This window comes from Buchnera aphidicola (Pemphigus obesinymphae) (assembly GCF_026122815.1).
Taxonomy (GTDB): Bacteria; Pseudomonadota; Gammaproteobacteria; order Enterobacterales; family Enterobacteriaceae; genus Buchnera_C; species Buchnera_C aphidicola_BJ.
In genome coordinates, this window is record NZ_JAIWQW010000113.1 from 1 (window position 1) to 323 (window position 323).

At 32.2% G+C, this 323-nt stretch carries 1 protein-coding gene; it reads right to left on the bottom strand.

Translation table 11 applies throughout. The features are described 5' to 3' along the window. Positions 1–323 (bottom strand): ribonuclease III family protein (locus LDP10_RS03355; protein ID WP_414734444.1); only part of this gene is annotated, 323 nt, incomplete at both ends.

The following is a 323-nucleotide window of genomic DNA, read 5'->3' on the forward strand; positions in this document are numbered from 1 at the left end:
AAAACTTGATTATGAGCTTCACCGTATACTTGTTCAACTAAATATGTTGGTAAAGGTAAATGTTTAGCTTGCAAATATTCTTGTAATCTAGTTTTAGGATCTTTTTGTGTATCTCCAGGGCTGATTTTTTTTAAACGTTTAGCATACCATTTTAGAATTAATTCTGCTACGATATCAATATTGCTATCTAAAAAAATGCTACCTATTAAAGCCTCTACCGTATTAGCTAAAATGGATTCGCGACGGAATCCTCCGCTTTTTAATTCTCCTTGTCCTAATTGTAAATAGTCTCCTAAATCAAATTCACTTGCTATTTCGGCTAA